We start from the raw sequence: 21,270 nt of genomic DNA, 5'->3' as shown, positions 1-21,270 counted from the left end.
ATGAGAAAGAGATTAGGCATTATATCATTATTTATAATTCTATTGATTGCATTTATTGTGGTTTGGAATTTTAGTTATCAAACAGGTCAAGAAGAAGCATACATTCCTATCGAAGACAATAGCACTATAAAAGCAATTCCATCTGAAGCGGGTGCTTTTAGAAGATCTGAATATGTGTTAGATTATACAAACATGCCTGTAGATAAAAATCATCAAAGAACCTTAAATACCTATTATAAAAACAGAGCGTATCATGGAGCTCCACCAAGCATTCCTCATCCAGTAAAAGAAGAAATGGTGGTTGGAGAAAACACCTGTTTGCAATGTCACGAAAATGGTGGTTTTACAGAAAAATTTAAGGCATATGCACCTGTAACTCCACACCCAGAAATGGTAAATTGTAGGCAATGTCACGTGGTTGAAAAAACAAACGGAACTTTTAAACCTTTCGAATTTAGAAAAATAAATGCGCCCAAAGTGGGGGTAAACAATGCGCTGGTTTCAAGTCCGCCAATAATGCCACACCAATTACAAATGCACGAAAACTGTTTATCTTGTCATGCTGGGCCAAGTGCACCCAAAGAAATTAGAGTTTCGCATCCAGAAAGAGTAAACTGCAGACAATGCCATGTTTTAAATAATAAAGAAACAACAGATATAGGAATTTTTATAAAAAAGTTGAAAGATGAAAACTAGAAAAAAAATACAAATTTTAGAATTTCTATTTTTGATGATTTTGGCATCCTCTTGTGGTCATAAAGAAGAAAAATACCATAGTGTAACAGATAGAATTAAAGCCGAAGGTAAAAATTACCATGGGACTTCTATTTCGTCTGAAGCATTTTTAGGTAATGGAAAATTTATAGAAATTACAGAAGGAGAACATACTTTTTTAATTCCAGAACGAAAAGGAAAGATAAAATTATATGCTTGTACAGAATGCCATACCAAACCCTTAAAAGAATTACAAGGGAAAGTGATTAAAAAAGCACACTGGAATATCGAGTTAAATCACGCAAATTCAAATACAATGAACTGTGCTACGTGCCACAATAGCGAAGATATGAACAGTTTAAAAAGTATTACAGGAACTAAAATAGACTTTAATAAAAGCTACCAATTATGCAACCAATGCCACACCAAACAATTCGAAGATTGGAAAGGTGGCGCACATGGAAAACGAATTGGAGGTTGGGCACCACCAAGAGCATCTATGACTTGTGTAAACTGTCATAACCCACACAAACCACATTTCGAAAGCAGGTGGCCATCACGTTTTAACACAGAAACAGAAAAAGAACGTAAATAAAAACTTAGGCATGAGTGATAATAAAAAATGGTTTACCTTAAATTTAAACAGTAAAAAGAACCAAACTTCGGGCACTACTTGCGGCTGTGGAAAAACAGAAGGTGGGTGTAATTCACAGGAACCTAAAGAAGCATTAAGTGCAGATGAGTTTTTCGAAGCTGCAGTAAGCGCATCTATTGGAGAAGAGCGAAAAAAAGATGGTTTCGACCAAGTTTTCGACGTAAAAATGGATCGAAGAACAGCATTTAAACAATTAACAGCAAGTTTATTAATTGGTGCAGGAGCTGTAACTACTTCTTGTAGCACTATAACAGGTAGTAAAACCAAAGAAAAAGCACAAATAGATTGGGAAGAGCAATTTAAAGGAAACTACAAATTAATGAACGACAAAGAGAAGAGCGAAACTGTAGATAGGTTGGTTCGATCTTATCAATTGCGTACAGGAAAAAACATTAGCATGTCTTCTAAAAACGCAGAAAAAGATGTGTTGTTTGGCTATGCTTTTAATATTTCTAAGTGCCAAGGATATATGGATTGTGTAAATGCTTGTGTTGAAGAAAACAACCAAGACAGAAATTCGGAAATGCAATACATTCGAATTCACGAAATGAAAGACGGAAAAGGTTTCAATTTTAATGAAGCCGATGATAATTATTACCACGAAGTTCCTGCTGAAGGGCATTTTTACATGGGAACACAATGTTTTCATTGCGACAATCCACCCTGTGTAGAGGTTTGCCCTGTACAAGCAACCTGGAGAGAAGAAGATGGTTTGGTGGTAATCGATTACGATTGGTGTGTAGGTTGTAGATATTGTATGGCTGCTTGCCCTTATGATGGCAGACGCTTTAATTGGAGCAAACCAGAAGTTCCAGAAGCAGAAGTAAACCACAACCAACATTATTTAGGAAACAGAATGCGTAAAAAAGGGGTTATGGAAAAATGTACATTTTGTGTACAACGTTCTAGAGCAGGAAAAAACCCGGCTTGTGTAGAAGCTTGCCCAACAGGAGCAAGGATTTTTGGAAATTTATTAGATCCAAAGAGTACCATTAGATGGGTTTTAGAAAATAAAAAAGTATTCCGTTTAAAAGAAGATTTAGGTACAGAACCTAAGTTTTGGTATTATATGGACTAATAAGCGTATTAATTAAAATAGTATGAAACAACTTAAAGTATTTAGAAGCTTAGTAAAAGATAGCTTAGGCACAATTACTAGTGGCTCCATTACGTATCATATCTGGATGGCTTCCTTAACCATTATTATGCTTATAGGAATGTATTGTTATTCCATTCAACTAGAAGAAGGTTTAAGCGCTACAGGAATGACAGACAGGGTAAGTTGGGGGTTGTATATTTCTAACTTTACCTTTTTAGTAGGGGTTGCAGCAGCAGCAGTAATGCTAGTAATGCCAACCTATGTTTTAAAAGATATCGATTTTAAACAAGCTGTTTTAATAGGAGAAGGTTTGGCAGTAGCTGCTTTAATAATGTGTTTGGCATTTGTGGTGGCAGATATGGGTGGCCCATCTGTTTTATGGCATATGATTCCTGGCATAGGCGTTTTTAATTTTCCAAATTCTATGTTAACTTGGGATGTGATTGTTTTAAATGGTTATTTATTTTTAAATATTACCATTCCTTTTTATATCCTTTTTAGACATTATCAAGGCAAAGAAGCTAAGAAAAACGTGTATTTACCAGGCGCAATTTTATCCGTTTTTTGGGCAGTGGCTATTCACTTGGTAACCGCATTTTTATACCAAGGTTTGCAAGCAAAACCATTTTGGAACAACGCACTTTTAGGACCTCGTTTTTTAGCATCTGCATTTGCAGCTGGGCCAGCTTTAATTATTTTAGTATTAGCTGTTATTAGAGCTTTTACAGCATTTAAAATTGAAGATAAAACCATCAAAAAAATTGCAATGGTAGTAACTGTTGCAGCTCAAATAAACCTAATAATGTTGGTATCAGAGTTGTTTAAAGAATTTTATGCTCCTACACACCATAGTGAAAGTGCCTATTATTTATTCTTTGGTTTAGATGGAAAAACAGCACTATTGCCTTGGATTTGGACCGCCATTACTATGAATGTTTTAGCCACTATTATGTTAACATTTCATAAACTTAGAAATAATTTGAAAGTATTGTATTTCTGTTGTTTTCTTTTATTTGTTGCCATTTGGATCGAAAAAGGATTTGGTTTAATCGTTCCTGGATTTATTCCTGGGCCTTATGGAAAAATTGCAGAATACACACCAACAGCCATAGAAATTGGCGTAACATTAGGTATTTGGGCAATGGGTGCATTGGTTTTTACAATGCTTGCTAAAACCGCCATTTATATTGAATTAGGCAAAATAAAATTTAAAAAGAAAGCATAAATTACAAACGTATTTTTTGTAAGAAATCCACTTTTTTAGGTGGATTTTTTTGTTAGAGTTGCTTTACCATCCTTAAAATTTCCACGAATTCACGAATTTTTTAAATTATTTATCTGTGTATTTATGGCAACAAAAAGAAATAATTATATGAGTTTCCTTTGCTTAAAATTCTAATTTCTTTCATAAAAAACAAAGAATAGTTTACCTTGGCATTAGATTTGAAGATATTATATAAAACACAGTAAAATGAAAATCATGAAAATCGTATCTATATTTGCAATTATATTAGGCTTCTCTCAATGCGGAAGCAGTAAATTTGTTAAAAATCCTTCTTTTAAAATAGAAAAAGCAGTTTATAATCATTGGACTGGTGGCCAACCAGGAGTAAGTGGAACAAAATTAGAAATACACATTTCAAATGCATCAGAAGTTGAATTCGATTCTGTATTCTTTCAGCAAAAAGAAACAAAAGTAGAAGTTTCTAAAAACGGAAATAAAACCATTTTAATCGGTCATTTTAGTACTTCAACAAGAGAAAAAAGAGACTTTGTTTTAGACGCAGACCCTACAAAAGAGCTAAAAAACACACCACCCAATATCGAAAAATCAAAATTCGATTTAAAAGAAACCGAAGCTGTTTTATCTTATAAAAAAGGAGATAAAGTACATTATTATAAAATAACAGGTATTCTACAAACACAGTCTTCCTTTTTTCCATCAGCAAAACAAAAATAAATATCTATTTGATTATCAATATATAAACCGTTAATTTTTTAGCGGTTTTATTTTTGGCACGCAATTTGAATATTCATAAGCATAACCATAAAAACAAAAGCTTATGAAATCTTTAAAACTACTTTTTACAATTATAATCACAGGAGTATTATTAAGCGCATGTACCACAGAAGACGATTTTAGAGACGATAGATTTTTTTTAGAAGACGTTGTTTCTGGCTACGATTTATGGTATGTAGATTATCATAGAACCATTGGTAATGGAGAGGTACCTTATGTATCTAAAGCCTTTACACTATCTTTTTTAAATGGAACATTATATGCAAATAACAACATTACAGACATTGGAGTTACAGGAAATGGTTTGGGAATAGATGTAGGCACTTACGATACTTTTAATGGTTTGTTAGAAACGAATCACGATTTAGATGGAAGAAACGATTTTGAAGTAACTGTAATTTCTGCCAACGAAATTAGATTGTATAATTACAGACAAGATGTAACTTATTTTTTAATAGGTTACCAAACAAATACGTTCGATTACGATAAAGTATTTTACGAAAACATCGAATATTTTTTACAAGAATACGAAGCTTGGGAAAAAGTTGCCACAAATGGAGGCGTTCCAAATGCTTTTGATGACGAAAATTTCTTACAATTTACCCCTAAAAATAACACCACATTTTATAGTTCACAAGACAACTTTGGCACGCAAATTGCGAATATAAATTGGAGTTACGTAGGCGCATATGAAGTATTTGATGTTACAGGTTACGAAGACCTAAAAATTTTAACACTTAATTATGATGGTGGAGATACAGAAGAGTTCGAGTTAAGCGTTATAAATGATGGAAAAATACGATTGTATAACGTAGATTCTAAAACAACGTACGATTTTGAAGGAAGAGGATTTGTACAGTATTTAAAGAGTACAAATGCCACTAAAAAAACAAAATCTTTTGTAAGAAACAGTAACAGAAAACGTACTAAAATAGAAAGAAAAACAAAGATTAAAAAGAATTAAAAATAAAGTTTGGTTAGTTGATTTTTGGTTGATTATCTCTCGATAATCAATTGAAAGAGAAACCGCTCTGAGGAGAGCGGTTTTTTCTTTGTTTATATTTTAATGAAAATTTAAATAAGAAAGTACCGTTTCTAAAAATTGATTTATTTACTTTTATCAAAGAACTGTTATCCCTAATAAAAATAAGAATCTTACTTATTAAAAAGTAACCCATAAAAATAGTTTTCTTTTTTATAGAATACGAACAATATGAAACCAACAGCATTTATTACAGGCGCAACTTCAGGAATTGGAAAAGCAACCGCAAAATTTTTTGCAAAAAATAATATTCGTTTAATTCTTTGTGGAAGAAGAGCAGAACGTTTACAAGAACTTCAACATAAATTAAGCAAACTTACAGATGTAACCACTTTACAATTCGATGTTTCTAAAAGAAACGAAGTCGAAAGTGCGATTAAAAGCCTTCCAAAAGATTTTCTACACATAGATATTTTAATAAATAATGCCGGAAACGCCCATGGTTTATCGACCATACAAGATGGAAATATAGACGATTGGGATGCCATGATAAATAGTAACGTAAAAGGATTGTTGTATGTTTCCAAAGCCATAATACCACAAATGGTAGAAAGAAATAACGGATTTATTGTAAACATTGGTTCTATTGCAGGTAAAGAAGTGTACCCCAATGGCAATGTATATTGTGCCTCGAAACACGCTGTAAATGCTTTAAATAAAGGAATGAGAATCGATTTAAATAAACACAATATTCGAGTTTCTGCAATTCATCCTGGAGCCGTAGAAACAGAATTTTCGGAAGTTCGTTTTAAAGGAGATACAGAGAAAGCAAAATCGGTTTATACAGGTTATAAAGCCTTGCAGGCAAAAGACATTGCAGAGATCATTTACTTTGTTGTTACAAGACCCTATCACGTAAATATCGAAGATTTGGTTGTCTATCCAACAGCACAAGCAAGTGCCACAATAACGAATAGAAATTCATAAACATGAATATCGAAAACCTAAATAAAAATTGGTTAAAATTAGGGCAAAAATATTGTCAGGATTTTATTTTACTGAATGCTGTTGGAAGAAAGATTAAAAAACGTTACTCAGAAAAAAACAGGCATTATCATAATTTAAATCATATCGAATTTATGCTAAATTTAGCCAAAGAAAATAAAGAAGCAATTACTGATTTTGATGAGCTTCTTTTTGCGATTTGGTTTCATGATATTATTTACAAATCTCGTTCTAAAAGAAACGAAAAAAGGAGTGCAAAATATGCCATAAAAAAGCTAAAAAATTTCAATCTTAAAGAATTGAAAAGAGACAAAATTTACAAATTAATTTTATCTACTAAAAAACATAAAATTCTTGTTAATAAAGATCTAGACAACGCTTTTTTATTGGATTTCGATTTGGCGATTTTAGGTAAAGATTGGGAAATTTATAAAGCATATACTCAAAAGATAAGAAAAGAATATAAAATGTTTCCTAATTTTTTATATAGACCAGCAAGAAAAAAAGTATTGCAAGGTTTTTTAGACAGAGAAACGTTATATTTTACAGAGAAGTATAAAAATTTGTTTGAAGAAAAAGCAAGAGAAAATCTACAAAAAGAATTAAATCTTTACAATTAAAATGATTAACAAACGCTTATTGATTAAAAATTTACTTTCTCATAACGATGAGAATAGTTTTTATGATAAAAAGCGACAATTATCTTTCGATTCTAAAATAGGAAAAGCCAAGTTTTTAAAACACGTTTGCGCGCTTTCTAACTCCAATCCAAATAACAATTCTTTTATTGTAATTGGTGTAGAAGACGAAGAAAATAAAATTTTGGGTGTCGATTTTTTCGACGATTCAAAAATTCAGAATTTGGTAAATGCCTACTTAAAAAATCCGCCAAAAATTGAATATGAAAATGTGCCTTTTCCGCGTTTGCCAAGGCACAAAGTGGTGGGTTTGGTTACCATTCATCCGAATAATAAAATAACATCACTTTTAAAAAACGCTTGGAAATATAAGAAAAACACTATTTTTTATAGAAGAGGTAGCAATTCCATGCCATTTTTAGGCGATAATTTCGAACTTAGAAATACCAACCAAGAGATTGTAAATGCCATTGAAAAGAATGCCAGTAACAATTTAGAGCAAACGTTAAATGGTGTGTTCGATTTTATAAACAACCACAAGCCAACATACAACCCACAATACAAAGTTTTTAACGAGCAATTTGTGTTGTGTTGGGCTGGAGAAAGTAAAATTATAAATGGTAAAGAATTTTTCTCTAGAGTAGATATAGAGTTGATAAACGAACAAGTAAAACTCTTTTTCTCTGCTTTAGACGATGTTCAAATTAGTTATAACAGCAACTCTTTTATTGTTACAGAATACATTTATTTAGGCTTAGAAAAGCAAGAAAAATACTATCCTTTAGAGAAAACAATTATCCATTTTAAGAACAATGGCAAACACGATATAGTTAAAGAATTTCTTTTTGAGCCCCCAAAATTCGATGCAGAAATTATCTACCATATGTATTATAATTGCAATGCCATTGTTAAAAAAATAGAAGAAAACAAACCCCTTTCTAAAACTGAATATTTAGATGTTTTAAGACTGCCAACCAATTATTTAATTTGTTATTTGCACGGTTTTTTAGACGTTGCAGAGCATTTGAAAAAAGCAAAGCACTACATTAAAAATTTAGAAGATAAAACAACTTATATTAATTATAAAGAAGCCATGCGTGTGATAAGGAAGGTGCAGTATGGGTAGTTGGTTCGTTTAACGTGTTTTGTTTATGGAAAGTTGCGATTTTGTCTGCGAAGAATTTCCGAAGGAAATTCAGCAGTAGGCAAAAAAGCAACTAACTTTGATAATGTTAAAAGTAGCAATTTTTTATAAACAGCTTTGTTGTGTGTAGTTTTTTATTCAATTTTCTTATATCCTTTATATCTTTCGTTTTTGGTTTTCGCTTCTGCGTTCTCACCAACAATAATTCCATTAATATTCAAAGTATCGAGCCATTTATATTCTTCATTCCACTCGATAAAGAATGCCTTAGTGGAAGAGCTTTTTCCTCCTCCGCTTTTAGTAATTTCAAAATCTTGGATATTATCGACTTCCATCGGTAAATTCCCATTAAAAATTCTTTTATCATCTTTCGAATATGGCCATTGCATTACTTCGAAAGTATTCGGATTGGCAAAAATCACAATATCATTATCTAGGTAGACATTATTTTCGTCTTTGGAATATCCATTATCCGTTATTACATTAAAAGTCTCTGGGTCTGCATTTGAGATTTTAACTCCCCTCCAATAAACATTGTTTTTGTCTTTCGCATATTCTTGGTAATTCAAAATTTCGAACGTTGCATTATCGGCATCTATTTCTCTAATGTGTCTTCCAGCTTCACTGTGCAAAACCCAAGTCCATTTATTATCATTTGTTTTTTCATATCCTTCTCCGCAGGAAACAACTAGAATTGTCAGAATTAATATGTGGATGGTTCTAATTCTCATTTTTTTAAATTACACACAACGGTTTAGCTATGAGTAGTTGCGTGGGTTAGCACTAAACCTTGCAAGTACGCACCAAGCTGAAAATCCGCGAGGATTTTCAGAAGTAGGCGAGAACAAGCAATTACTTATAGCCATTGTTGTGCGTAGTTATTTTTAATTTTTCAAATTCTTTTTTGTATTTCTCTATTCGAGATTGGTCTTTTGTAGATAATAGAAATGGTTTTCTTTTACCAGTAATCATTGTATCATAAATTAAAATTCCATCTTTTTTGAATTCAACTTTTTGATATGCATTAAACATTGCACATTTTGTATTCACTAACTTCGCAGCAAGTTTCGCATATTCTATTGTAGGAAACTGATTTGAAAGTTCAAGGATTTTCAAATTCCCCAAATTTGAGATAGGTTCAAGAGATTCATCAGAAACCTGAATGTTTGTTAATCTTAAAAATTCCAGTTGAGGAAGTTTAGAAAGTGGTTTTAAAGTATCTACTTTAAGTTTTTTATCCATTCCACCATCTAATGATAGACTTTTGATTTGAGTTGCTTTTTCCAATAGCGATAAGTCTGAAATTTTGGAAAAATCTCTAATTGCTAATTTACTTAAATTTAGATTTGATTTGAAATTCCAAAGTTCTGTAGCCTTTGTATTCCATTCCATTATCAAAGTTTCACATTTATTCAGACTTTCTAAACAACTTAAATCTTTTGCAAGAAATTGATAGAAACTAATATGTTTCGGTTGATGAATGGAAAAAATCTGTTCAATATCTTTTTCTTTCGCTCCAATTAGCCAAAGTTTTTCAATATTTAATTCATTTAAGAGATGTCGATTTTTTACATTCGCGCGAATATATAATTCCGCTTTAGAATTGTCAAAATCTGCTAAATCAGAAACGAATTCTGGTTTAGTCTCAAATCTGTCTATTCTAATATCCTTCATTTTCTAATTACGCACAACTATAATGATATGAAACGTTTCAATGTTTTATATCAGAAGTTAAACGAAGATAGTGGTTTTTTTCAAGAAAGTCAAGTTCACAAACTCTAATAAACCTCAACAGCATAAGAAGAACAAAACTCCTCTTTGGGTTTTAAAATTTGTATGCCTTCTTTGTGTTGTGTTGGGCTGGAGAAAGTAAAATTATAAATGGTAAAGAATTTTTCTCTAGAGTAGATATAGAGTTGATAAACGAACAAGTAAAACTCTTTTTCTCTGCCTTATACCAAAATGAATATTTTTTTAGACTAATATTTGGTTTTAATTATTATTTTTCGTAAATTAGACTATTAATTAATTCATTATAAAAAGATGGCATTACCAAAACAAATTATAGTAAAAGAGAGTATTAAAGAATTAAAATCATTACAAAAAAAGAGCAAAGCTTTATTTATTCCACGACTTAGAATGCTACAAGTCATTAAAGAACATAAAGAGCCACTATCTAAAAACGTTTTAGCTAAATTAGTTGGGGTAAATCATAACAGTATTCAAAGATGGCGAACAATGTATCTTAATGGTGGTTTAAAAGGATTACTTGCTCATAAGACCACAGCCTCTGCTCCCTTTATGTTTACCAAGCAAGAACGAGAGAAAATTTATGCTAAGCTAAGTGATCCCAAATCAGGTATTCGCGGTTATAAAGAATTGTTGATTTGGGTAGAAGAAGAATTTGGAAAAACAGTGAAATATAATAGTCTTATGGTATTCTGTCGTAATCAATTTGGTACCAAGATAAAAGTAGCTCGTAAATCACACATCAAAAAGGATGCTAAAGCTGTGGATGCTTTTAAAAAAACTTTGGTCGTATCTGCCAACAAGCCGTAAAAGAAAAACGAGATTCTTACAAAAGCATCCATCTTTATTTTCAAGATGAGAGTCGTTTTGGGATGTTTACCAAAAATGGGCGCGCTTTAACAGTGAAAGGCGTTAAGCCAATTTGCCCTTTTCAACAGGTGTTTAAATCGACCTATCTCTTTGGTGCATTTTCTCCAATTACTGGAGATAAGTTTTTACTGGAATACCCAAACTGTAATGCCGATATTTTTGAGTTGTTTTTGAATGAATTATCCAAAGAAAATCCAACCGAACTTAAAGTCATGGTAGTGGACAATGCGGCTTTTCATAAGGCTAAGAAAATTAAAATTCCTGATAATATCGTCTTAATATTTCAACCTCCATACTCTCCAGAAGTAAACCCTGCAGAACAAATATGGGCTTGGTATAAAAGAGCCTTTACAAACAGAATCTATAAATCAATACCACAAATTGTAGATTTTATCTCCAATAAGTCCGAAAATCTTACTAAAGAATTAGTCAAATCAATTACAAGACAAGAGTATATTTTTTCTAATACCATTTAAACATTAAAAACGTTATAAAAAGATTTTAGATAAAATTCATATCCGGTTATAGACTTAATGGTCTTATTATCCATTTGATAAACTAGGTGCTCTATTTTGGATTCTAGTATATCTAAAGTGTCATAAATTTTCATTGCAATTTTACTTTTAAGGTATTGCCAAACTTTTTCAGCTGGATTTAGTTCAGGGCAATATGCAGGGATAGGTAATAAAATAATATTATCAGGCAATTTTACATCTTTAGTAGAGTGGAAAGCTGCATTGTCAATAATTACAATTTTTAGTTCCAAAGGATTACAGGCACTTAAGTCTGTTAAATACTCAATAAAAAAGTCTTTACACACAGTATCTGTTAGCATGCAGAAACTCTCACCGGTAATGGGTGAAAAACTTCCCCATAGCCATTTACTCTGATAACTATGTTTGTACTTTGCTATAGGTTTAACGCCTTTAGCTGTAATGACTCTTTTTTGTTTGGTGATTAATCCAAAACGAGATTCATCTTGAAAAAATAAATTGACCGATTCAAAGTTATTTTTATTTAGTTTTGTTCTAAATAATTTAAAAGTTTTTTCTAGGTTTTTTAAAAACCATTTCGGCTTTCGGGTCTTTTTTATAGTGTGACTTTCTTGATACTTTTAGCTTAGACTTATGTTTTCGCCTACAATGTGCATAAAGTGCACCATAATTTATTATCTCTGATAAATCTTCGGCTATACGAGCTTGTAACTCTATATAGGAAGTTATGGTGGTATCGCTATTAGATAATGTCTTGGAGATATAGGCTTTTGCTCTATCTGAAATATGAACGGTATTATTACCTCCGCTATGTATTTCTAATAAATTTGAAAGGCCTCCTGTTTCATAGTCTTTAATCCAATTGCCTATGGTGGTTGGACGTCTGCCAAGCTTCTTTGCGATCGCATTACGATAGATGTATTTCCCGGACTTTATGTAGTATAACATTTTTAAACGATCTCTTCGTAATTCTGTAGTGGTAGACTCATATAGTTTTCGCAATTCAACAGATTCTTCTTTAATGGATAAGGTAATTTTCTTTGGCATATTGAAAGATAATAAATTTTACCTCGAAAGATAATAAATATTATCTTGAATTCAAAGTTTAAATGGTATAACAAAAAATATAAATTCTCCTAGATTCAAATGCTAGTGCAAGTTTTTGATAGGATTTTCCTACGGGTTTTACCCCGTTAGGAAAAGTCCAAAAAAAGTCAAAGATTTGTGATATGAACTACAAACAATTAACTTTCGAACAAAGGTACTCAATAGAATTAATGCTTAAGGCAAAAATTAGTAAAAAAGAGATTATTAAATCACTTTGTATTAATGAAAGTACTTTTTATAGAGAATTGAAAAGGAACTCAAAACCTAGGACTTATAGTGCTAAACACGCACAAAAATTAGCTGATGAGCGTAAAAAAGAAGGCCATTATAAGACTATTTTTTCAACGGAAATGAAAAAAATAATCAAAGAAAAAATGATTAAATTTCAATGGTCTCCAGAACAGATAGTTGGTTGGTGTAAACTTAAAGCAATACAGATGGTCTCTCACGAGCGAATTTACCAATATGTTTGGCAAGATAAAAGACAAGGAGGATTGCTTTATAAAGAACTACGAACAGGTCAAAAAAAATATAAAAAAAGGTATGGAAGTAAATCCAATAGAGGACAAATACCCGATAAAGTGTCTATAGAAAAACGTCCAAAAATTGTAGAACTCAAAGAAAGAGTAGGTGATTTAGAATCTGATTTAATTATAGGAAAAGACCATAAAGGAGCTTTATTAACCATTGTAGATCGCTATTCTAGTTTTTTATGGATTGAAAATGTGACAGGAAAAAAAGCAGATATGATTACAAAAATGACTATAAACACTTTAGCACCACATAAAAAATGGGTTCGAACAATTACCAATGATAATGGAAAAGAGTTTGCAGGACATAAAAAAATAGCAGAAAAATTAAATTGTGATGTCTATTTTGCTCACCCTTATAGCTCTTGGGAACGTGGACTTAACGAGTATACGAACAAACTTATCAGACAATATTTCCCAAAAAATGAACACTTGGATAATGTCAAACAAAAGGATATTTTTGAAACGGTAAACAAACTCAATAATAGACCAAGAAAAAAGTTAGGATACAGAACCCCTAAAGAGGTTTTTTATCAATTTATTAACCAAAATCAAAAACTTGCACTTGGTACTTGAATCTACGTCTTCATAAAAAACGAAAAAGAGAAATTTGTTCTTATAATTTTTTGTATTTTCATTGTGTCTTTTTTATGAAAATTCATTCATAAATTTAATTCTTATTATGAACAACTTTTCTTACTTCAACAGAGAAAAAATTACCAAAGATTTACAAACCACAGAATTCGATATTTTAATAATTGGAGGTGGTATTACAGGTGCAGGCATTGCTTTAGATGCAGCTTCACGTGGTATGAAAGTAGCTTTAATCGAAAAAAACGATTTTGCTTCTGGTACATCTAGCAAATCTACAAAACTAATACATGGCGGATTGCGTTATTTAAAACAATTCGATTTTTGGTTGGTAAAAGAAGTAGGCACAGAACGTGCCATTGTACACAAATTAGCACCACACTTAGTCATTCCAGAAAAAATGATTTTACCTTTAATTGAAGGCGGTACATATGGCTCTTGGCTCACTTCAATTGGCTTAAAAGTGTACGATATTTTAGCTTCGGTAGAAGGAGACGACAAGCGTAAAATGCTCTCTAAAAAGAAAGCTCTAAAAAAAGAACCATTGCTGCCAAAAGATATTTTAAACGGTGCAGGTTATTATGCAGAATATAGAACAGATGATGCGCGTTTAACGTTAGAAGTTTTAAAAACGGCATTAAATTACGATGCAAAAATTATCAACTACATAAAAGCAACCGAGTTTATTTATGAAGATGAAAGAGTCGTTGGTGCAAAAGTAAAAAATACTTTTTCTGATGCTACTTTTGATATTAAAGCAAAATATGTGGTAAATGCAACCGGACCTTGGGTAGATACTTTACGCCAAACAAATCACTCTCAAACAGGAAAACGTTTGCACTTAACCAAAGGTGTTCATTTGGTAGTTGCTCACGAAAAATTGCCCGTAAAACAATCTGTTTATTTCGATATTCCAGATGGTAGAATGATGTTTGCAATTCCGCGCGGAAGAGTTACCTATTTTGGAACAACAGACACCAATTATCAACAAGATAAAGACAATGTAGAAACAAGTTTGGTAGATGCAACCTATTTAATATCTGCCGTTAATAATATGTTTCCAGAAATTAATATTTCTTTAAGTGATATTCAATCGTCTTGGGCTGGTTTGCGTCCTTTGATTCATGAAGAAGGAAAATCGGCATCTGAATTGTCTCGAAAAGATGAAATTTTTGTGTCTGATACAGAACTTATTTCTATCGCTGGCGGAAAATTAACGGGCTATCGAAAAATGGCAGAACGTATTGTAGATTTGGTTGCTAAAAAATACAAACGCAGATTTGAAAAAGAATTTGAAGACATTAAAACAAAAGAGTTGGTACTTTCTGGCGGAACTTTCGAAAATTTCGAGGAAGTTAAAAGTTATATAGATGCCATACATAATAGAATTGCAGAGATAGGTTTCGATGAAAAAGATGCAAAATATTTGGTCTATAATTATGGAAAACAAACAAACACAATTTTACAGAAATACGACGATTTATCATTAGAAATGTCTGAAGAAGGTGAAAAAAAGAAAATGATAAGAGCCGAAGTTTTATTTTGTATCGAAAACGAAATGACGTGCACACCAACAGACTTTTTTATGCGAAGAACTGGACGTTTATTCTTCGACAAACCAAGTGTAGATGTACACAAAGATTTTGTAACAGAAATTTTTAAAAATACATTTTCTTGGGATGAAAAAACAACGGAATCTCATCAAAATGAATTGGAAAAACATTTAAAATTAGCCACTACTTTCGAGTAGCTAAATAACAAGATAATAACAATTTAGTCTCTTTAAGTTTTAAAAACTTGAAGGGACTTTTTTTGCTAGAAATTAACATAAAAAATTATTGAAATTAATTTACTTTTTTATTTTCAAATTAAAAAAAATGTATATTTGCATTCGCATATTATTAATGGTTAAGCTTATGAAAATATAGTTTATTCTCTTCGCTTTAAAAGCATAATTCTTTTAGGAAAAAGAATTGCTTACAAACGGCTCTGTATAAGAAAAGCAGGGCTGAAAATGAGTGCAAACCATTCGGTTGAATACAAGCCGAATTTTTAAATTTTTCTTATTATCTTTTTTTTTCACTCAATAAGCCAAATTTAAAAATTTGGCGACCTCTCAAATTGGCCCAAACTTTTAAGTTTAGCCACTAATTGCCCTATTGTTTTTATACTTTGTTGCCAGTAGTACTTTCCGCGCAATCTAAAACGTCTAGCGACAATTTCAAACTTCCGCCTAATCCTTCTCGTATAATTCGCATCAGAGTAGAAAGTCGGATATCACTTGCATTATTTTCAATCCGAGAAATGTAGTTTTTAGTCGTACCAACTTTTTCGGCAAGCTGTTGTTGCGTTAAATGTTGTTTTTTTCTTGCCTCTTGGATTAGCACACCGATTTTAAAGGTCTCAAATTCCTCTTGAAATTCTTTACGAGATTCTGTACCAACTTTTCCGTATTGTTCGTCTAAATGGTCGTCAAACGATGTAATTCTTTTATCTGTTTTCATAATATTCCTTTTTTAACCGTTCCGCTTTTTTAATTTCTTTTTTGGGTGTTTTTTGAGTTTTCTTTTGAAATCCGCTCAATAGGATAATTAAATTCCCTTTGTCGAAAAAGCAGAAGATTCGGAATATTCCATTTCCCGCTGAAATTCGCACTTCCCAAAGTCCGTCAGTATTCGTAAGATTTTTAAAAAACTTTTCTGGAACAATTCGGTTATTTCTCAACAAAATAAGTATCCAGTCAATTTTCTTACGAACAACGAGCGACTGTTTTAAATAGAAATCTTTAAAGTGGTTTTCGTAAAATCCTATTTCTCTTTTAAATTCGCTCAATTAGTTAGTCGTTAAATTCAGAGCAAAGTTACCTAAAAAGGCAACATTTTCCAAATCTATTTCAGAATTTTGATGCGAAGACGGATTTTAGAGTATTACTGGCAACTTATATTTAACAAAAACAACCTTAATTTTTTTTAATATTATGAAACCATTATATACTGTAGCATTCGTGCTATTTATTTCTGCATCTTTATCTTCTAAAATAACTATAAACAACTCGTTAACGGCAACTTTTAAAGGAGTTACAGATAACGATTATTTTAAGTTTGAAGATGATAACAAAAAAGAAGTTTTGTTCTACGATGTTGCAGAAGATGTTGAAATTACCCTATATGACGACGATTTAATAGGCAAAAAATTTAAAATTACCTGGATAGAAAAAGAAGTAGAGGAAATGGATGAAAATGGAGAAGAAACAGGAGAAAAAAAGACCGTAAAGTCTATTACTGCACTTTCTTACGCTAAGTAATTTGAAAGCCGTTTATTTGAAGCTCAAAAAAACGGCTTTCTTATACACTTTCGCGCAACAAACTTTTATAGGTTTTACGCAAATTTTCTGGAGAAGCACCAAATTTATATTTTAAGAAAACATAACCATTAATTAAATTTACTTTTAACCAAGAGTTTTTTTCGTACTTTCTAGCACTTACAATAGCTTTCGACTGTATAATTGCAAACGGAATTTTTTGTTTTCGAACCCTGTCAATCATTTCAAAATCTTCCATAATACAAAAATCTTCATTAAAACCGTTTAATTCTTTAAAAGTATCTTTTGTAAAAAACTGGCACTGGTCTCCTCCCCCAGAAAACAACCCATCTTTGGCTGTAAACTTACTATTGAAGTTTAAAAAAGGGGTTTCTTTATCGAATTTATAGGCAAAAAAACCAGCTTTATTTCCTGCTTCAATCGCTTTTTTTATTTGTGGGTAAAAATCTGTAGGAAGTTGCACATCTGCATGTAAAAACAACAAAACATCGCCTTTCGCTTTACTGGCACCAAAATTCATTTGCGACGCTCTTCCTTTTTTATCGCTAATAAAATATGTAACTTTATCGAAATTCTTACAAATTTTTGGACTATCGTCTGAAGTCTCTGGAGAATTCGAAATAATAACTTCTATAGAAAATTTGTTAGTTTCTTTACATAGAAACGACAACCTTTTTACAAGATTTTCTTGTTCGTTATAAACAGGAATTATAATACTTAATAACATACTTAAACTTACGTAAAACTCTATGAAAAAGTTTTTTTTAATACTAATTTTAACTTCAGCCTTTAATTTTAAAGCACAAGATACTGTAAATTATAATGAAGTTTCTCAAGATTTACTACAAAATATAATGGATAATAAATCTTATGAAAAACAAGTAAAAATTTTAGAAGAAAGTACTCTTGAAGATTTGGTAAGCCAATTAAAAACCGATAATCAAAAAATTGCTTTTTGGGTAAATGTTTACAATTCATTTATACAAATTTCTTTAACAGAAAACCCTAAAGAATATGAAGATAGAGGTGCATATTTTAAAAAACCAAGAGTAAAAATTGCTGGTGAAACATTGTCTTTTGATGAAATTGAACATGATATTTTAAGACGCTCAAGAATTAAGTTAAGTTGGGGATATTTGCGTAAATATTTCAGGCCCAAATACGAACGAAAATTACGCGTAAAAAATATCGATTGGAGAATTCATTTTGCATTAAACTGTGGTGCAAAAAGTTGTCCTCCAGTTGCAGTATTCACTCCTGAAGATTTAGATACCGAGTTCGATTTTATGACTACAGAATACCTAAAAGAGCAAACAACTTACGATAAGGAAACAAGAACTGCAACATCCGTTTCATTATTTTCTTGGTTTAGAGCAGATTTTGGTGGTTTGTGTGGTGCTAGACAAATTTTAGCGGATTATAATATTACTCCAGAAAAACCAAAAAAATTAAAATTTAGTAATTATGACTGGACATTGAGTTTAGGAAATTTTAGAAAAATTCCTAAATAAATTTCAAACAAGAATTTTACAAAATATTCGATTTTATATAATAGGGAAAAAGAGAACTTGTTTTAAAAATTTATTCCTCTTTTTCGTTGGCTTCTATTTCTTCGGTTAAATCTAACTCTCTTAATGTTGGGTTTAAAACTCCTGTTGCAACTACTGTTATTAAGGTCATTGTTCCACCAAAAACAACTGCTGCAACTGGTCCAATTAATTTAGCTGCTAACCCACTTTCAAAAGCGCCTAATTCGTTAGAAGAACCTACAAACATAGAATTTACAGAGGAAACCCTACCTCTCATATCATCTGGTGTTTTTATTTGTAAAATGGTTTGACGAATTACCATTGAAATTCCGTCTGCAGCTCCACTGATAAACAATGCCAAAACGCTTACCCAAAAAATAGATGATAACCCAAAAGCAATAATGCTTAGCCCAAAAATAAAAACAGAAACTAACATTTTTTTACCTGTATTTCTGTTAATAGGAATATAGGTTGTTAAAAACATGGTTACAATACTTCCCATAGAAATGGAGGCATTTAAAACTCCAAAACCTTCTGGCCCCACTTTTAAAACATCTTGTGCAAAAACCGATAAAATGGCAACAGTTCCACCAAAAAGAACCGCAATCATATCTAAGGTTAAAACACCTAAAATGGCTTTATTTTTAAAAACAAATTGTACGCCTGCTTTTAAACTTTCTTTCATTGGTTCGCCAATTTTAGTGTTTAAAATTGGTTTCTTTTTAATTAGAAAAGTGAATATAAATGCCAACATTACCAAAATAAAAACCAAGCTTAAGGTTTTATCTACACCTATTTTACCAATAAAAATTCCTCCAAAAAGGGCTCCAGAAACAGCGGCTGTTTTCCAAGTACTGGTACTCCAAGTTGAAGCATTATGATATATTTTTTTAGGAACCAATAAGGCCACTAAAGAAAAAATGGTGGGGCCAAAAAACGAACGCAAAAATCCGCCAAAAAATACCAAACCATAAATACAATATAGTATAGCATTGGTAGACCAACTTTGTAAAACATTCTCTGTAGTTAATAAAAATAGCCCTAAACTAATTAACGAAAAAGCAGCTGTACAAATGGCTAATAAGTTTCTTTTTTCTCTTTGATCTACTATATGACCTGCAAATAATGCCATTGAAAAAGCCGGAATTATTTCCATTAAACCAATAATACCTAAAGAAAGTGGGTCTTTGGTAATTGAATAAACTTGCCATTCAATCACAATAAATTGCATAGACCAACCAAAAACCAATAAAAATCTTACAAATAAAAAAATATTGAATTCTTTTATTCTTAAAGCTGCATAAGGATCTTGTTTTGCCAAATTATGTTCTTTTTAATTCTTGGTAAATCTACAAAACTTCAATTTAGTAATAGTGTTTTAAAAGTGTTTCGTTTCATACTTTTTAAAACCATTATTTATACATTTTTATGTTCAAAAATATTAATTTCATCAATTTCTTTTATCAAAAATTAAAAACGCAAATTACTATATAACAGAAGTTTATAGAGTTATTTACTTGTTTTTCTTAAAAATTTCTTAAATAAGAAATAAAAATCTTTTTGGGATAACAATATTTTTAAATGAGTTCATTTTTAAAATAATTCTGCCTGAAATTTGTAGTAGAAATAAAACCGACAATCCTTTTTTAAAGTTCTTTGTCAAAAAAATGAAAATCAAAAACGAAACAAGATGAAAATTTATTTAAAAACATTAGCTATTTGTTTATTGTAGCAACAATAACATTATTTACACAAAACACAAACGCACAATCTTCTACAGAAAAGAAACTAACTTTAACCTACCAAGGTTTAAATGTAACTGACAATTTTAAATTTGTAGATAGTAAAGGAAAAGAAATTGTATTTCATGACGAAGATATAGAGTCTCCAAGCAAATTAAGTTTATTTGATGAGGGTTTATTTGGTAAAAGATTTGTAGTACACTATAAATGGGTAGATGTGATGCTTTTCGACCAAGAAACAGGAGTTGCAAAAGATGAAACTATGAAAGTAAAAAGAATTACCAATTTTTACGAAGCAAACGATATTAGAATGAAGAAAAATACAACTATTTTAGCTTCAAACAACGAGTAGTTTTTTAAACCATAAAAATGAAAGCGTTCTTAGAAAAAATCTAAGAACGCTTTTTTTTAGCTCAATTTCATATCCATTAAAATGGCAAAAGTTTGGTTAATATCTTCTTCTTTAACCACAATTGTCATTTCATTGGTAGTAGAAATAATTTCTTGTAGCGGAATATCTGCCCAAGCCAATTGCTTTAAAATAAAATAGTAAATACCCGATTGTTCTTGATTTTCTTTTGGCAATTTTATGGTGATAGAAGCCAAATCTAATACGTTAGAAATAAGCGATTCTTTTTCGAATATTCGGTTTACAAAAGGCTCTAAGTTTTTACTGGTAACAATATTGGTTTCGAAAATACCTTGCGAAACGGTTAAAAAATAGTCCGAACTTTCGGAAGATTTGTTTAAAATCTTTGCAATTTCTTTTAAAAGTGAGGTGGTATTTTTAAACGTAAAATCACATAAATCAGATCGTACAATTACATCTCCTAAATCTAATGCAAGTTTTTTAATGTTTTTTCGAATGCGCAATTCACTTGCTGGAGAAAGCCTGTTAATAGCCATCATTACTGCACCAACCTTTACATCTTTCTTTAAAACTGCAGAAACTTCTGGTAAAATAATTCTTGCTAAAGAAGAAACATTTATTAATTTTTCGTTGAGTGCTTCTTCTATAAAAGGTGTTTTTCTAATGGTACTTTCTACAACTTCTTGTATTGTTTTCATGGTTTTTGTTT

At 31.1% G+C, this 21,270-nt stretch carries 25 protein-coding genes and 1 pseudogene; 17 read left to right on the top strand and 9 right to left on the bottom strand.

Annotation, left to right across the window (positions count from 1 at the left end; translation table 11 throughout):
- The 9 genes from JL193_RS09405 (at window position 1) to JL193_RS09365 (ending at window position 8,239) form a co-directional block, all read left to right on the top strand.
- Window positions 1-696: a multiheme c-type cytochrome gene (locus JL193_RS09405; protein WP_207970564.1), complete on the top strand. Its 696-nt coding sequence runs from the start codon at window positions 1-3 to the stop codon at window positions 694-696.
- Complete coding sequence (locus tag JL193_RS09400) at window positions 686-1,309, top strand: cytochrome c3 family protein (protein WP_207970563.1); 624 nt, start codon at window positions 686-688, stop codon at window positions 1,307-1,309. Before JL193_RS09405 ends, JL193_RS09400 begins: the two co-directional genes overlap by 11 nt.
- A 10-nt stretch (window positions 1,310-1,319) precedes the next feature.
- Window positions 1,320-2,447 carry a 4Fe-4S dicluster domain-containing protein gene (locus JL193_RS09395; protein WP_207970562.1) on the top strand — a complete coding sequence of 376 codons (1,128 nt, stop codon included), beginning with the start codon at window positions 1,320-1,322 and terminating at the stop codon, window positions 2,445-2,447.
- Window positions 2,448-2,469: 22 nt separating this feature from the next.
- The gene (gene dsrP, locus JL193_RS09390; RefSeq protein WP_207970561.1) at window positions 2,470-3,693 is read left to right on the top strand and encodes a sulfate reduction electron transfer complex DsrMKJOP subunit DsrP; all 1,224 of its coding nucleotides are present in this window, start codon (window positions 2,470-2,472) and stop codon (window positions 3,691-3,693) included.
- Between the two features lie 246 nt (window positions 3,694-3,939).
- Window positions 3,940-4,428, top strand: a complete 489-nt coding sequence (locus tag JL193_RS09385) for a hypothetical protein (protein ID WP_207970560.1) — start codon at window positions 3,940-3,942, stop codon at window positions 4,426-4,428.
- 103 nt (window positions 4,429-4,531) lie between these two features.
- Entirely contained in the window at window positions 4,532-5,452 is a 921-nt protein-coding gene (locus JL193_RS09380) for a hypothetical protein (protein ID WP_207970559.1), read from the top strand.
- 249 nt (window positions 5,453-5,701) lie between these two features.
- The gene (locus JL193_RS09375) at window positions 5,702-6,457 is read left to right on the top strand and encodes an SDR family NAD(P)-dependent oxidoreductase (RefSeq protein ID WP_207970558.1); all 756 of its coding nucleotides are present in this window, start codon (window positions 5,702-5,704) and stop codon (window positions 6,455-6,457) included.
- Window positions 6,458-6,459: 2 nt separating this feature from the next.
- Entirely contained in the window at window positions 6,460-7,095 is a 636-nt protein-coding gene (locus JL193_RS09370) for an HD domain-containing protein (protein WP_243456717.1), read from the top strand.
- A gap of 1 nt (window position 7,096) precedes the next feature.
- Complete coding sequence (locus tag JL193_RS09365; RefSeq protein WP_207970557.1) at window positions 7,097-8,239, top strand: ATP-binding protein; 1,143 nt, start codon at window positions 7,097-7,099, stop codon at window positions 8,237-8,239.
- Window positions 8,240-8,391: 152 nt separating this feature from the next.
- Here JL193_RS09365 and JL193_RS09360 read toward each other — a convergent pair whose 3' ends face one another.
- Window positions 8,392-8,988 (bottom strand): DKNYY domain-containing protein, encoded by a 597-nt coding sequence (locus tag JL193_RS09360; protein ID WP_207970556.1) that lies wholly within the window; start codon window positions 8,986-8,988, stop codon window positions 8,392-8,394.
- Window positions 8,989-9,109: 121 nt separating this feature from the next.
- Window positions 9,110-9,931, bottom strand: coding sequence for a leucine-rich repeat domain-containing protein (locus JL193_RS09355; RefSeq protein WP_207970555.1), 822 nt, complete (start codon window positions 9,929-9,931; stop codon window positions 9,110-9,112).
- 170 nt (window positions 9,932-10,101) lie between these two features.
- Here JL193_RS09355 and JL193_RS17200 point away from each other — a divergent pair.
- From JL193_RS17200 to JL193_RS09345, 3 genes and pseudogenes are all read left to right on the top strand, one after another.
- Window positions 10,102-10,212: pseudogene (locus JL193_RS17200) on the top strand (DUF5929 domain-containing protein); the annotation flags it as partial.
- Window positions 10,213-10,300: 88 nt separating this feature from the next.
- Window positions 10,301-10,816: a helix-turn-helix domain-containing protein gene (locus JL193_RS09350; RefSeq protein WP_207970554.1), complete on the top strand. Its 516-nt coding sequence runs from the start codon at window positions 10,301-10,303 to the stop codon at window positions 10,814-10,816.
- Window positions 10,798-11,352, top strand: coding sequence for an IS630 family transposase (locus JL193_RS09345; protein WP_207973432.1), 555 nt, complete (start codon window positions 10,798-10,800; stop codon window positions 11,350-11,352). Before JL193_RS09350 ends, JL193_RS09345 begins: the two co-directional genes overlap by 19 nt.
- On the opposite strand, the gene JL193_RS09340 is transcribed toward JL193_RS09345, so the two are convergent.
- Both JL193_RS09340 and JL193_RS09335 read right to left on the bottom strand, forming a co-directional pair.
- The gene (locus tag JL193_RS09340) at window positions 11,349-11,969 is read right to left on the bottom strand and encodes an IS630 family transposase (RefSeq protein WP_207973431.1); all 621 of its coding nucleotides are present in this window, start codon (window positions 11,967-11,969) and stop codon (window positions 11,349-11,351) included. The two genes, JL193_RS09345 and JL193_RS09340, sit on opposite strands and share 4 nt — an antisense overlap.
- On the bottom strand, window positions 11,914-12,417 hold the full coding sequence (locus tag JL193_RS09335; RefSeq protein ID WP_207970553.1) for a helix-turn-helix domain-containing protein: 504 nt from the start codon (window positions 12,415-12,417) through the stop codon (window positions 11,914-11,916). Before JL193_RS09335 ends, JL193_RS09340 begins: the two co-directional genes overlap by 56 nt.
- 182 nt (window positions 12,418-12,599) lie before the next feature.
- Between JL193_RS09335 and JL193_RS09330 the strand changes: the two genes are divergently transcribed.
- The gene (locus tag JL193_RS09330) at window positions 12,600-13,583 is read left to right on the top strand and encodes an IS30 family transposase (RefSeq protein ID WP_207970543.1); all 984 of its coding nucleotides are present in this window, start codon (window positions 12,600-12,602) and stop codon (window positions 13,581-13,583) included.
- 106 nt (window positions 13,584-13,689) lie between these two features.
- The gene (locus JL193_RS09325) at window positions 13,690-15,348 is read left to right on the top strand and encodes a glycerol-3-phosphate dehydrogenase/oxidase (protein ID WP_207970552.1); all 1,659 of its coding nucleotides are present in this window, start codon (window positions 13,690-13,692) and stop codon (window positions 15,346-15,348) included.
- Window positions 15,349-15,763: 415 nt separating this feature from the next.
- Here the strand turns inward: JL193_RS09325 and JL193_RS09320 are convergent, their stop codons facing one another.
- Window positions 15,764-16,102, bottom strand: coding sequence for a helix-turn-helix domain-containing protein (locus tag JL193_RS09320; protein ID WP_207970551.1), 339 nt, complete (start codon window positions 16,100-16,102; stop codon window positions 15,764-15,766).
- Entirely contained in the window at window positions 16,089-16,430 is a 342-nt protein-coding gene (locus JL193_RS09315; RefSeq protein ID WP_207970550.1) for a type II toxin-antitoxin system RelE/ParE family toxin, read from the bottom strand. Before JL193_RS09315 ends, JL193_RS09320 begins: the two co-directional genes overlap by 14 nt.
- A gap of 145 nt (window positions 16,431-16,575) precedes the next feature.
- Here JL193_RS09315 and JL193_RS09310 point away from each other — a divergent pair, with 145 nt between their 5' ends.
- Window positions 16,576-16,902: a hypothetical protein gene (locus tag JL193_RS09310; RefSeq protein ID WP_207970549.1), complete on the top strand. Its 327-nt coding sequence runs from the start codon at window positions 16,576-16,578 to the stop codon at window positions 16,900-16,902.
- 40 nt (window positions 16,903-16,942) lie between these two features.
- Here the strand turns inward: JL193_RS09310 and JL193_RS09305 are convergent, their stop codons facing one another.
- A complete protein-coding gene (locus JL193_RS09305; protein ID WP_207970548.1) occupies window positions 16,943-17,647 on the bottom strand; it encodes a TIGR04283 family arsenosugar biosynthesis glycosyltransferase in 705 nt (234 codons plus the stop codon).
- Between the two features lie 22 nt (window positions 17,648-17,669).
- Between JL193_RS09305 and JL193_RS09300 the strand changes: the two genes are divergently transcribed.
- Window positions 17,670-18,431 carry a DUF547 domain-containing protein gene (locus JL193_RS09300; RefSeq protein ID WP_138535355.1) on the top strand — a complete coding sequence of 254 codons (762 nt, stop codon included), beginning with the start codon at window positions 17,670-17,672 and terminating at the stop codon, window positions 18,429-18,431.
- 70 nt (window positions 18,432-18,501) lie between these two features.
- Here JL193_RS09300 and JL193_RS09295 read toward each other — a convergent pair whose 3' ends face one another.
- Window positions 18,502-19,770, bottom strand: coding sequence for an MFS transporter (locus JL193_RS09295; RefSeq protein WP_207970547.1), 1,269 nt, complete (start codon window positions 19,768-19,770; stop codon window positions 18,502-18,504).
- A 398-nt stretch (window positions 19,771-20,168) separates the two neighbouring features.
- On the opposite strand from JL193_RS09295, the gene JL193_RS09290 reads away from it, so the two are divergent.
- Complete coding sequence (locus tag JL193_RS09290; RefSeq protein ID WP_207970546.1) at window positions 20,169-20,543, top strand: hypothetical protein; 375 nt, start codon at window positions 20,169-20,171, stop codon at window positions 20,541-20,543.
- A gap of 56 nt (window positions 20,544-20,599) precedes the next feature.
- On the opposite strand, the gene JL193_RS09285 is transcribed toward JL193_RS09290, so the two are convergent.
- Window positions 20,600-21,259 carry a hypothetical protein gene (locus JL193_RS09285; RefSeq protein WP_207970545.1) on the bottom strand — a complete coding sequence of 220 codons (660 nt, stop codon included), beginning with the start codon at window positions 21,257-21,259 and terminating at the stop codon, window positions 20,600-20,602.
- Between the last annotated feature and the right edge of the window lie 11 nt (window positions 21,260-21,270).

The organism is Polaribacter batillariae, from assembly GCF_017498485.1.
Lineage (GTDB): Bacteria > Bacteroidota > Bacteroidia > Flavobacteriales > Flavobacteriaceae > Polaribacter > Polaribacter batillariae.
Note: the sequence above shows the minus strand (reverse complement) of the source record. Positions and strands in the feature narration are given on the sequence as shown.